The organism is Leifsonia sp. Y878 (assembly GCF_057669685.1).
In genome coordinates, this window is sequence record NZ_JBYHFS010000003.1 from 402,529 (window position 1) to 414,790 (window position 12,262).

A 12,262-nucleotide genomic window follows, 5' to 3' on the forward strand; every position below is an offset into this window, starting at 1 on the left:
GCGGCGCAGCATCACTGCGAGACCACAGCGGACCAATCGTCCGTCCAGCCGTCGCCAATACCGGAACGTTTGCCGCAGAGAGCGCGATCTGTCCGGTTTTCGATGACAAATGGTCGATTCATCCTGTTTTCGCGACGCCCCGGGGGACCGACGGGTGGCCGTTTTGCGGATTGCGGCATGTGGGGCACTCGCCAGCAGTCTCTCCCGTCGCCAGCAATACTCTGCCGTTGCCGACGCTCTATATGCCTTCGCCTGCCCTCTCTGTCCCTCGAAAGTCGCCGTTTTGCCCGAGAATCGCCGCTATAACGGCGACTCTCGGGCGAAACGGCGATTCTCGGCGAGCGGATGCCCTCCGCCGTTGGTTGAGGAAGGTGCGAGCCTGCGAGCCCCTGTCTCGAAACCAGTGTTGGTTTCGAGGTGCGGCCGGCCCCCGGCGGGCGCAGCGGTTTCGAGGCGCGGCCTCCTCCGTCGGGCGCTCCTCAACCGGCGGGGGAGGCGCTCCCCAACCAGTGGAGGAAGGTCAGCCGGCGAGTACCTTCTGGATCCGCTGCAGGGAGACCGACTCTGCCGCCTTCAGCTCCTGCGCGAACAGGCTGATGCGGAGTTCCTCGATCATCCAGCGCGCCCGAACCAGCTGGGCTGGGGCATGCGGGGCCAGCGGAATCGTGCCGCCGGCATCCGTATATTTGGCCATGGCTGCCTGGATCTCGTTCATCCAGACGCGGTCGCGTGACGGGTTCTCGACCAGCTTGGTGATGCGCGCGCTGATGCCGCCGAGGTAGCGCGGCAGGTGGCGCAGCTGGGTGAGGCCTGTCGCGCTCACGAAGTTCGGGTACACGAGTCCGGCGAGCTGGGCACGTGCATCGCTGAGGGCAGGGATGAGCGTGATGCTCGTCGAGGCCTTGAGCGCCTTGTCGGCCGCCCGAGATGCCGTGAGGATGCGGGCGACGAGACCGACCGTCTCGAACATGGAGTCCATGACAACGCCGGAGACCCGGTCGCGCAGCGTCTCGAACTGCACCTTCATGAAGACCAGGCCGTCGGGCTGAACGCGGTACAGCACGTCGTCGATGCAGGCGGCGAGGCAGTCGTCGAAGAGCGCCTGGGTCGAGCGGTACGGGCTGGTCGACAGGCTGAGCTTCTCTGTACCGGTGAGGTGCTGCTGCACGTAGTTCACCGGCGACGGGGTGGCCAGCAGTAACAATCGGCGCACACCACTCGGCAGCGTGCGTGCCTGCTCTGCCTCGGTGCTCATCAGCTTGATGGAGACGGATGAACCGTCATCGATCAGCGTCGGGTACGCCCGGATGGTGTTCTCGCCCTGCTTCGTGTCGATGAAGCGGGGGAGTTCTGTGAAGTCCCAGGTCGTGAGACCGCTGCGCTCGATGGCATTTGGCGTGGCAGCGGATGCCGCGGCGACGCTCTCCCTGGCACGGCTGCCGAGCTGGCGCTGCAGCTGGCCGAGGTCGGTGCCGCTGGCGATCGCACGCCCGCGGTCGTCGACGACACTGAACGTCATGCGCAGGTGGCGCGGAATCCGCGAGAGGTCGAAGTCAGACGGGCTCACCGGCACGTGCGTGAGGCGCTGGATGAGAGAGGCCAGCACCTGCGTGAACGCCGGCGCTTGCGCTGTCGGGGTGTCAGACGGCGCAGCGGCCGGCAATTCGGTGAGCAGCCTGGCGGCCCAGTCGGCTGCGGGAACCACGTTGCGACGGATGGCCTTCGGCAGCGACTTGATCAGCGCGGTCACGAGCTCGAGGCGGAAACCGGGTACCTGCCAGTCGAAGCCGGCCGGCGAGAGCCGGGCAAGCAGGGCCAGCGGCACCTGGACGGTGACGCCGTCGTCGTCTGAACCCGGCTCGAAGCGGTAGCTGAGCGCGAACTTCTGGTCGCCCTGCTGCCAGATCGGCGGGAACAGCGACTCGTCGATCTCCGGGGTGTCCTCGGCGACGAGGGTCTCCGCGGTCATCGTGAGCAGGTCGGGCGTCTCGAGCCTGGCCTTCTTCCACCAGGTTTCGAAGGTGCGGGTGGAGACGACATCCGCTGGAATACGGCGCTGGTAGAACTCGAAGACGGCCTCATCGTCGAAGAGGATGTCGCGACGCCTGGTGCGCTCTTCGAGCTCTGCGAGGTCGTCGCGCAGTTTCTGGTTCGCGCGATCAAACGCGGTGAGGCGCTTGTCGATGCGGTCGATGTCCCACTCGCCCTCGACGAGCGCGTGCCGGATGAACAGCTCGCGGGCATACGGCTGGTCGACCCTGGCGAACTGCACGCGGCGCCTGGCCACAATCGGAACACCGTAGAGCGTCACCCGCTCGTAGGCGACGACGGCGCCCTGCTTCTTCTCCCAGTGCGGCTCAGAATAGCTGCGCTTGCAGAGGTCGCCGGCCAGCGGTTCGGCCCAGGCCAGGTCGATGGCGGCGTTCATCCGGGCGAACAGCCTGCTGGTCTCGACGAGCTCTGCGCTCATCACCGCCGGCGGTTGTTTCTTGGCCAGAGCTGACCCGGGGAACAGCACGAAGCGCTGCTGCCTCGCCCCGACATAGTCGCGCTTGGCGGTGTCTTTCAGCCCGAGGTGCGACAGCAGGCCTGACAGCAGCGAGCGGTGGATGCCGTCTGGATTGACCGCTGGATCGCCGATGTGAAGGCCAAGCGGCTTGGCCAGCTGCTTGAGCTGGCGGTAGACGTCCTGCCATTCGCGTACCCGCAGGTAGTTGAGGAACTCGTTCTTGCACAGGCGCCTGAATGCGCTGGAGCCGAGCTCGGCCTGCTGCTTCTCGAGGTAGTTCCAGAGGTTCAGCAGCGTGAGGAAATCGCTCGTCGGGTCGACGAAGCGGGCGTGCTTCTCGTCGGCCTGCTGGCGTCGTTCCAATGGGCGTTCCCGCGGATCCTGAATGGTGAGGCCTGCAACGATCGCCATCACCTCGCGGCTGGTGCCCTGCGCCTTCGACTCGACGACCATGCGCGCGAAGCGTGGGTCGATGGGCAGCTTGGCCAGCTGGTGCCCGACGCGGCTGAGCTTCGAGGTGGCCGATGCGCCGCCGGTTGTGCTCTTGGTCGCACCGCTGCTGCCTGCGCGGCTGCCGTTCGATTCGATCGCGCCGAGCTCTGAAAGAAGGTCGAGGCCGTCTTTGATACCCCGCGAATCGGGCGGCGTGAGGAACGGGAACGCGGCGATGTCGCCGAGGCCCAGCGAGATCATCTGCAGGATGACGGCAGCCAGGTTGGTGCGCAGGATCTCGGGCTCTGTGTACTCAGGGCGCCGCGTGAAATCCTCTTCGGAGTACAAACGGATGGCGATACCGTCGCTCGTTCGGCCACTGCGGCCGCTGCGTTGGTTAGCGGATGCCTGTGAAATGGCTTCAATGGGCAGTCGCTGCACCTTGGAACGCACGCTGTACCTGCTGATGCGCGCGGTGCCGGCATCGATCACGTACCGGATGCCGGGCACGGTGAGGCTGGTTTCTGCAACGTTCGTCGCGAGCACGATGCGGCGGCGGACGCCGGCGATCGTCGAGGGCTGGAACACCTTGTGCTGGTCGGCGGACGACAGTCGCCCGTAGAGCGGCAGCACCTCGGTGGGGCTGGCGCGGTTCGACGACGCGAACTTGCCCTGCAAGGCATCCGCTGCGTCACGGATCTCGTTCTCGCCGGAGAGGAAGACGAGCACGTCGCCGTTGGACTCGCGCTCCAGCTCGTCGAGGGCAGCGCTGATGCCCTCGATGTAGTCGCGGTCGACGGCGGCCGCGGCCTTGTCGAGGACGTCGGTGTCGTCATCCGCTTCGGTCATGGCCTCTGCGACGAGCGGGCGGTACCGGATCTCAACCGGATAAGTGCGGCCAGATACCTCGACGATGGGAGCGGGTGTGCCGTCGGCGGACGCGAAGTGCGCGGCGAAGCTCTGCGGGTCGATGGTGGCCGACGTGATGATGAGCTTCAGGTCGGGGCGCTGCGGCAGCAGTTGCTTGAGGTAGCCGAGCAGGAAGTCGATGTTGAGGCTGCGCTCGTGCGCCTCGTCGATGATGATGGTGTCGTACTTGCGCAGCAGCTTGTCGCGGTGCATCTCGTTGAGCAGGATGCCGTCGGTCATCAGCTTGATGCGAGTGTTCGATCCGACCTTGTCGGTGAAGCGCACCTGGTAGCCGACGAGCTGGCCGACCTCCTGGCCGAGTTCGTCTGCGATGCGCTCGGCGATGGTGCGAGCAGCAAGACGGCGAGGCTGGGTATGGCCGATGCTTTCGCGGCCGAGCTCGAGGCAGATCTTCGGCAGCTGGGTGGTCTTGCCAGAGCCGGTCGACCCGGCGACGATGACCACCTGGTTGTCGCTGATGGCGCGCGCAATGTCCTCGCGCATCTGGCTGACCGGCAGCTCAGGGGGGAAGGTGATCGTGGGAAGCAGTGCGGGTTCCATGAGCTTTCCATCGTATTCGGTGTTGGTGAGCGACAGATGTCGGCTGGGGCGCGCCGTGTGCCGCCGCCTGACTCGCCCACAGCGCCCCGCCCGGCCCTGCCTTGCCCGCTTAGCTTGGCAGGAGGGGTTCCGATTTAGCGTTCTGAACTTCCGGCTCATATGAGCCGGAAGTTCAGAAGACTAAATCGGGGGTGCCCCTGGTTCTCGTTCAGGTTGTGGAGAACTCATTCGTCGCGATCGAGGGCGGATACCGTGGCCACATGCAGCCATTTCACATGCATCCGTTTGAGGTGATGGCCGAGCCGGTCCGTCGTCGCATCGTTGACATTCTTGCCAGCGGTGAACACACATCAGTGGGACGAACGGATCGGCTGGAATGTTCCCGACCGACCGTATGTAGCCGGTTCCGTCGCGCTCAAGGGCCAGGGGAAACCGTCCAAGCGCGGGCGCAGAGGGAAGGGCTATCAGGATGATCCGTGGCAGAACTTCTTCCCCGAGTGACGATGAATCGTGACTACAAATCGTGACTATGAATAGGGTGGACGCATGACGAATTCTGTTCCCACCCTCACGCTCAACGACGGTCACACGATCCCGCAGCTTGGTTTCGGTGTCTTCAAGGTCGACCCAACCGAGACGATGCGCATCGTGACCGATGCTCTTGAGGTGGGCTACCGGCACATTGATACTGCGGCGGTCTACGGCAACGAGGTCGGCGTCGGCGACTCGATCGCGCGGTCGGGCATTGACCGCTCAGACCTGTTCATCACCACCAAGCTGTGGAATGACCGCCAGGGCACGGAGTCAGTATTCGATGCCTTCGACGAAAGCCTCGAGAAGCTCGGGCTGGAGTACGTCGACCTGTATCTCATCCACTGGCCGGCACCGGCGCAGGACAAGTACATCGAGAGCTGGAAGGCACTCGAACAGATCAAGGAAAGCGGCCGCGCTCGCTCCATCGGCGTCTCGAACTTCCTCGAGCCGCACCTGCAGCGACTGCTGGCCGAAACGGATGTCGTCCCCGCCGTCGACCAGATCGAGTTGCACCCCGCACACCAGCAGCGTGAAACGACCACGTTCGCGCGTCGCCACGGCATCCAGATCGAGGCGTGGGGACCGCTCGGCCAGGGCAAGTACCCGCTGTTCGACGAGCACGTGGTTGCCATCGCGGCTGAGGCGCACGGCAAGTCGCCGGCGCAGGTCGTCATCCGCTGGCACCTGCAGAGCGGCAACATCGTCTTCCCGAAGTCGAACCGTCGCGAGCGCATGGTCGAGAACTTCGACGTCTTCGACTTCGAGCTGAGCGGTTCAGAGATGTCGGCCATCACGGCCCTCGAGCGTGCGGGCCGCGTGAGCGCACACCCCAACGAGGTCAACTAGCCCGGCACCGTTGATTGAGGAGCGAGCGCCAGCGAGCGTCTCGAAATCAACCTGCGCTGGGAGGTCTCGAGACGGCCGTGACCGGCCTCCTCGACCAACGGTGCTCACCATCCGCTCGTCGCAACTGCGGCGGGCGGATGTTACGTTCCGCGACGACTCTTACGTCGTGTGTCGCCGTCGATAGCGGCATCCGCTGCCCAGGCTTAGCGTCGGTGCATGTCCATCACTGACTGTCCATTGCTTCCGGTTGTCGGCGGAGACCTCACGGTGCCGCTCATCGACGGAAGCAGCACGCGCTATATCAATCTGGACTACGCCGCCTCGACGCCGGCGCTCGAGGTTGTCGCCGAGCACCTGACAGAGGTGTTGCCGCTCTACGCGAGTGTTCATCGCGGCGCGGGGTACGCGTCGCAGGTCTCCACCTCTGCCTATGAGAACGCCCGCATCGTCGTTGGCGACTTCGTGGGGGCGCGGCCGAACGACCAGGTGATCTTCACCCGCAACACGACGGACTCCCTCAACCTGCTCGCAAGTATCGTGCCGGGGGAGACCGTGCTGCTCGACATTGAGCACCACGCCAACCTGTTGCCGTGGACACAGACCGATGGCCGGGTGATCACCGCGGGTGCGACTATCGCCGAGACGCTGGAGAAGGTTGCCGCCGCGCTCGCCGATCGGCCCGCAGCGCTGCTCACGGTCACCGGCGCCAGCAACGTGACGGGGGAGACTCTGCCACTCAAGGCGCTCGCCACCATTGCCCACCGCTACGGCACCCGTCTGGCCGTCGACGGCGCGCAACTCGTGCCGCATCGCAGGGTGGACCTGGCCTACGACGGCATCGACTACCTGGCGTTCTCGGGGCACAAGACCTACGCCCCGTTCGGAGCTGGGGTGCTGGTGGGTCGCGGCGACTGGCTCGACGCCGGCACGCCGTACCTGCTCGGCGGCGGCGCGGTCAGCCGCGTCTCCCTCGACGAGACCACCTGGCGCACCGGGCCGGCCAGGCATGAGGCCGGCTCGCCCAACGTGCTCGGGGTTGCAACGCTCGCCCGCTCCCTGCACGCCCTGGCTGAGCTCGACGATGCCCGCTGGCATGAGCACGAAGCCGCATTGCGCGCGCAGCTGGTCGACGGCCTGTCCGCTCTCCCCGGGGTGCGCGTGCTGCAGATCTTCCCCGATTCCTCCGCGCCCGTCGGGGTCGTCAGCTTCACTGTGGCCGGCGTCGACTCTCGGTTGCTGGCCACGTATCTCTCGGCCGAACGCGGAATCGGCGTGCGCGACGGAAAATTCTGCGCGCATCCGCTGCTCACGAGACTCGGCATCACAGAACCGGCGTTGCGCGCAAGTGTCGGAGTCGGTTCGTCGGCAGCGGATGTCGCAGCCCTCGTCGACGCCGTGGCCGACTATCTCGCACATGGCCCGGTCTCCACCTACGAGCTCATCGATGGGCAGTGGGGCGTGAGCGGGGACGACCGGCCCAGGCCGGAGTGGGCGCCGGTGCTCGGAGCGGGCGTCGGCTACTACGGCTGCGGCGCCTGACGTTCGAACGCATCCAGCAGCCGGTCCGTCAGGCGGCGCGAGGCAGCTGCGGCATCGCCCTCTGCAGCCATGACGACACCCGCATTGGCCTCCATGAGGAGTGTGAAATCACGCCAGTGCAGATCGGCAACCACGTGGTTGTCGGCCTTCGCCCGGCGGATGAGCTCCGTAAATCCTGCTTCGATGCTTCGCCGCTCAGCGACATAGCCGTCGCCGTGCAGGAACGAGGTGACGACCATGTCAGCGCACGCCGGGTGGCGGGCCTGTTCGGCGGCCGCCTCTTCGACGATCGTGCGGAGCGCGCGCCATGCATGCGGCTCGGCGCTGGCATCGATCAGGCGCCCCTTCCACCATGCAACGCTGCTGGAGAAGACGGCATCGATCAGCGCTTCCTTGGTGGGGAATCGTCGAAAGAGCGTGGCAACGCCGACGCCCGCGCGTTTAGCCACCTCGGTCATTGAGATACCCGTGCCGAGCTCGGCGAACGCGTCGCTGGCCACAGCCACGATGCGATCGCGATTGTCGCGGGCGTCTACGCGCAGCTCGGTTGCTCCCGTCGCGGCCATGGGTGCCTCCTGGGCTAGGTGGAATACGTGAACGAATGTACTAAGTGGAATTACCGTGCCAGTTAACGATAGCGTTCACAGTTGGAACGGTCGTTCCATTTATCGAAGGAGACCTCGTGCGTGCTGCTCAATTCTTGAGGTACGGGGGTCCGGCCGTTCTTGCAATTGTCGAGGTTCCGGTGCCTGTGCCGACGGCATCACAGGTGTTGGTGCGCGTGGCCGCCACCAGCGTCAATCCGATGGACACGGACACTCGCAGCGGTTCGCTCAGGTTTCTCGCTGGGCGCCGCTTTCCGCAGGGCACCGGCATCGACGTGGCCGGAACGGTTGAAGCGGTGGGAAGCGACATCACCACATTTCGGGCGGGTGACCGAGTCTGGGGGATCAAGGCCGGATTTTTCCCCCGTTCGACCGGCGCTGCGGCCGAATTCATGGTCATTGACGCGTCCCTGCTCGCGATCATGCCGCTCAACCTGAATGAGGTGGATGCCGCTGCCCTGCCTGCTGTTGGCGTCACGGCGATCACCGCCGTGCGCGACACCGGTCGGGTCGGGTCGGGTGACCGCGTGCTCGTCCGCGGTGGTGCCGGTGGGGTCGGGAGCGTGGTGGTGCAATACGCGCACTTCCTCGGAGCCCACGTGACCGCTCTCGTCAGCGAGCGGAACATCGACCTTGTTCTGTCGTTGGGCGCCGACGTGGCCCTGGATCGCCGGGCGACAGCAGTTGACGACCTCGGAACGTTCGATGTGATCGTGGACACCGTTGGATCCGACCTCCTGCGGTATCGGCGACACCTGTCATCGCATGGCCGCATGGTGACGATCGCATTCAGCTCGATGAGGAGCATGGCAGCCGTGATCCTGTCTGCTGTGTACGGACCGAAGCGGATTCGGACATTCTTCGGCCAGCCCGCGCGAGGCGTGATCGCAGAGCTCACCACGATCGTCGAGGCCGGCGGGATCGTTCCGGTAATTGACGAAATCTATCCGCTCGAGAAGATCGCAGCGGCGCACCATTCGCTCGAGGCCGGCGGGGGGCGCGGAAAGAACGTGGTTCAGGTCCTGGGCTGATGGGCGGAACGGGTGAGACGAGCCGGACGAGCCGGGCGGGCGGGACGGGCCGCGCAGGCTCTCTGCACTGCGTAGGCTGGTCCTTGGCCACAGTAATGGTCCCGTCGCCCAGAGAGGATCCCACTCGTGTCCGCTACAGACTTGCCCCGTGAGCGAAAAGTTCAGTCGGTTGCGCGCGCTCGCGTGCTGCGCACAGAGCGGATCACCCCGCACATGGTGCGCGTGGTGTTCGGCGGCGAAGGCCTGGCCGACTTCCCGATGGCGGAGTCCGCACCCACCGACAGCTACGTGAAGCTGATCTTCGCGCCCACCGGTGCGCCCTATGCGGTGCCGTACGACGTCGAACAGGTCAAGCTCGATCACCCGACAGAGTTCTGGCCAGTCCTCCGCACCTACACGGTGCGTCGCTGGGATGCCGCACTCGGCGAGCTGTCAATCGACTTCGTGGTGCACGGCGATGAGGGTGTCGCCGGTCCGTGGGCAGCATCCGCTCAGCCCGGCGACGAACTGTACGTACGTGGTCCCGGCGGGGCATATTCGCCCAGAGCGGATGCCGGCTGGCACCTGTTCGTCGGCGATGACTCAGCACTGCCCGCCATCGCCCGCGCGCTCGAGGCACTGTCCGCCACGGCGACCGCCGTTGCCGTGATCGAGGTTGGCACCGCGGCCGATGAGTACCCCCTTGTTACGGCGGCGCAGCTCGATGTGACCTGGGTGCACCGCGACGAGCAGGGCACTACTGATTCTGGCTCTGGCTCTGGCTCTGACTCGGGCACAGACCCCGATGCCGCCATCGTCGCCATCGTGCGCGACCTTCCGTTCCCCGAGGGCCAGGTGCACGCGTTCGTGCACGGGGCCGCCGGATTCGTGCGCGAGATCCGTCGCTTCCTGCGGGTGGACAAGGCCGTGCCGCGTGACTTCCTCTCCATCTCCGGGTATTGGAAGCGCGGCCTGGCCGAAGACGGCTGGCGCTCGGCCAAGCGCGACTGGAACGCCCCCGTCGACGACGCAGAAGCGCAGGTTGAAGCGGCGCAGGTCGAAGCGGCACAGTTTGACGCAGCGGTCCCGGAACGCTCCACCCGCTAATGAACCTGATCGAGTGGCTGTTCGACGCCCAGTTACATATCGGCGACCAGGTGGTTCTCTGGCGCGAGATCGTCGGCAACGCATTCGGGCTGGCCAGTGCACTCGGTGGCATGCGCCGCAAGATCTGGGCGTGGCCCGTGGGCATTGTCGGTAACGCGCTGCTCTTCACGGTGTTCCTGGGCGCGGTGTTCGACACCCCGAACCCGATCAACCTGTGGGGCCAGGCCGGTCGACAGATCATGTTCATCGTGGTGTCGATCTACGGCTGGATCCAGTGGTCGCGCAGTCGGAATTCGACGACGCACATTGCCGTCTCCCCGCGGTGGGCCGGCAATCGAGTGCGCATTCTCCTCGGCGTCGGCATGGTTGCCGGAACACTGGTGCTCACGCCGATCTTCACCGCACTTGGATCGTACGAACCGGTCTGGGCCGACGCCTGGATCTTTACCGGCTCGCTGCTCGCCACCTACGGCATGGCAAAGGGATGGACAGAGTTCTGGCTCATCTGGGTGGCCGTCGACCTCGTGGGCGTTCCCCTGCTGTTCAGCGCTGGCTTCTACGCATCCGCTTTGATGTACGTGTTCTACGGGGCGTTCACGCTCGCCGGCTTCTTCGTCTGGATGCAGGTGCAGCGCAGGCAGAGTGGCGCACCAGCCCTCACCTAGGGTCTCCTCGACCACCGGGCTACATTACGTCCGGTTGCGTCATGTGAACTGCCGGGCGTAACACGCTCGCCGGGGCGCGCCCGATGCGCATAGCGTGCAGGCATGAGCGAGCACATCATTCTCGGAGCAATGTTCAGGGCCCTCGGGGCATACCCGTCTGGCTGGCGGTACCCCGGCGCCCACAACAACCCACTCGACGACACGGCCGTGCTCCGCAAGACGGCGAAACTGGCCGAAGCCGCCAAACTCGACTACCTCTTCTTCGGCGACTGGTTGGCGACCGGCCACGACCTGGAGTTCCGCGACCCGTACCTGCTGGCTCGCATCGACCCGCTATCCGCCATCACCTTCCTGGCCGGGGTGACGAAGAAGATCGGCCTCATCGCAACGGCCAACACCACATACACGGATGTCTACGCATTGGCCAGGGCGACGGCATCCGTTGACCGGTTGAGCGGTGGGCGAGCCGGGCTGAACGTCGTGACGGGCGCCGAGCCGCGCGCAGCCGGCAACCACGGGCGCGACGAGCACTGGGGCAACGAGCACCGCTACGACCAGGCTGGCGAGTTCGTTGATGCGCTGCGGTTGCTCTGGGACAGCTGGGAGAACGACGCATTCGTGCGCGATCGTGTGACCGGTGCGCTGATCGACCCGTCCAAGCTGCACCGCGCCCAGTACGGCGGCGAACACGTGCGTGTGGCGGGGGCGCTGAATGTGGCGAGGCCCGTGCAGGGACACCTGCCGTTGGTACACGCCGGCACATCGCTGCGCTCGCGGCAGTTGGTGCGGGACGAGGCCGACTTGGCTCTCGTCGCCCTGCCGTCGCTTGCCGAAGCCGTGGCATTCACCGCGCGCATCAAGCAGGAAGCGGCTGACGTCGGACGCGACCCCGGCCAGCTCAAGGTGATCACGCCTGTGCTGCCCATCGTGGCCGAGACGCGGGAGGAAGCCTGGGACATCTTCGACACCCTGATCTCTCTGGTTCCCCTTGACGACGGGTCAGAGCTCTCGAAAGCGGATGATTTCCCCAAGGGGCGCAGCATCCGTGCGCTGTCACAGGTGGTTGGGGTGGCGCTCGGCCCTCGGGGACTCGACGACCTCGTTCCCGTTCGGGTGGCTGCCCGCTTCAGCGATGTCGGCAAGCAACTCCTCGAGACGGTTGCCGCGCGGACCGGGCGCAGGCTTGGCAGCGCATCGCGGCCGGTCACGTACCGGCATCTGCTCGTGACGCACGTGATTCCGGCATCGGTCGTCGTGGGGGATGCCGTCTCGGTGGCCGATCACTTCGAGCAGTGGTTCACCTCTGGTGCCGTCGATGGCTTCAACGTGCTCACAGCCTTCATGAACGACCAGTTCGAGGCGTTCACCACCCTGGTGGTGCCTGAGCTGCAGCGGCGCGGGCTGTTCCGCACCGAGTACACCGGGTCAACCCTGCGCGATCACCTGGGCCTTGACCGTCCACGAAACCTGCACGCCGTCGAACGGGAGCAGCAGGAGCAGGCAGGTAGCCGGACGGCGTAGGGCGAGCAGCGCAGGCGAGCGGCG

The 12,262-nt window shown here is 65.8% G+C and carries 8 protein-coding genes; 6 read left to right on the top strand and 2 right to left on the bottom strand.

Annotated elements, in window-relative coordinates:
- Window positions 1-520: 520 nt before the first annotated feature.
- Complete coding sequence (gene hrpA, locus AC25Y4_RS13080) at window positions 521-4,411, bottom strand: ATP-dependent RNA helicase HrpA (protein WP_488120850.1); 3,891 nt, start codon at window positions 4,409-4,411, stop codon at window positions 521-523.
- A 546-nt stretch (window positions 4,412-4,957) separates the two neighbouring features.
- Between hrpA and AC25Y4_RS13085 the strand changes: the two genes are divergently transcribed.
- Window positions 4,958-5,791, top strand: coding sequence for an aldo/keto reductase (locus tag AC25Y4_RS13085; protein WP_488120851.1), 834 nt, complete (start codon window positions 4,958-4,960; stop codon window positions 5,789-5,791).
- A 216-nt stretch (window positions 5,792-6,007) separates the two neighbouring features.
- Window positions 6,008-7,330, top strand: a complete 1,323-nt coding sequence (locus tag AC25Y4_RS13090) for an aminotransferase class V-fold PLP-dependent enzyme (RefSeq protein ID WP_488120852.1) — start codon at window positions 6,008-6,010, stop codon at window positions 7,328-7,330.
- Here the strand turns inward: AC25Y4_RS13090 and AC25Y4_RS13095 are convergent.
- Window positions 7,312-7,896, bottom strand: a complete 585-nt coding sequence (locus AC25Y4_RS13095; protein WP_488120853.1) for a TetR/AcrR family transcriptional regulator — start codon at window positions 7,894-7,896, stop codon at window positions 7,312-7,314. The two genes, AC25Y4_RS13090 and AC25Y4_RS13095, sit on opposite strands and share 19 nt — an antisense overlap.
- 116 nt (window positions 7,897-8,012) lie before the next feature.
- Here AC25Y4_RS13095 and AC25Y4_RS13100 point away from each other — a divergent pair, with 116 nt between their 5' ends.
- The 4 genes from AC25Y4_RS13100 (at window position 8,013) to AC25Y4_RS13115 (ending at window position 12,238) form a co-directional block, all read left to right on the top strand.
- Window positions 8,013-8,966, top strand: a complete 954-nt coding sequence (locus AC25Y4_RS13100; protein WP_488120854.1) for an NAD(P)-dependent alcohol dehydrogenase — start codon at window positions 8,013-8,015, stop codon at window positions 8,964-8,966.
- 126 nt (window positions 8,967-9,092) lie between these two features.
- On the top strand, window positions 9,093-10,052 hold the full coding sequence (locus AC25Y4_RS13105; RefSeq protein WP_488120855.1) for a siderophore-interacting protein: 960 nt from the start codon (window positions 9,093-9,095) through the stop codon (window positions 10,050-10,052).
- Window positions 10,052-10,717 carry a nicotinamide riboside transporter PnuC gene (pnuC, locus tag AC25Y4_RS13110; RefSeq protein WP_488120856.1) on the top strand — a complete coding sequence of 222 codons (666 nt, stop codon included), beginning with the start codon at window positions 10,052-10,054 and terminating at the stop codon, window positions 10,715-10,717. Before AC25Y4_RS13105 ends, pnuC begins: the two co-directional genes overlap by 1 nt.
- Before the next feature lie 102 nt (window positions 10,718-10,819).
- Window positions 10,820-12,238, top strand: coding sequence for an NtaA/DmoA family FMN-dependent monooxygenase (locus AC25Y4_RS13115; protein WP_488120857.1), 1,419 nt, complete (start codon window positions 10,820-10,822; stop codon window positions 12,236-12,238).
- Window positions 12,239-12,262: the final 24 nt, after the last annotated feature.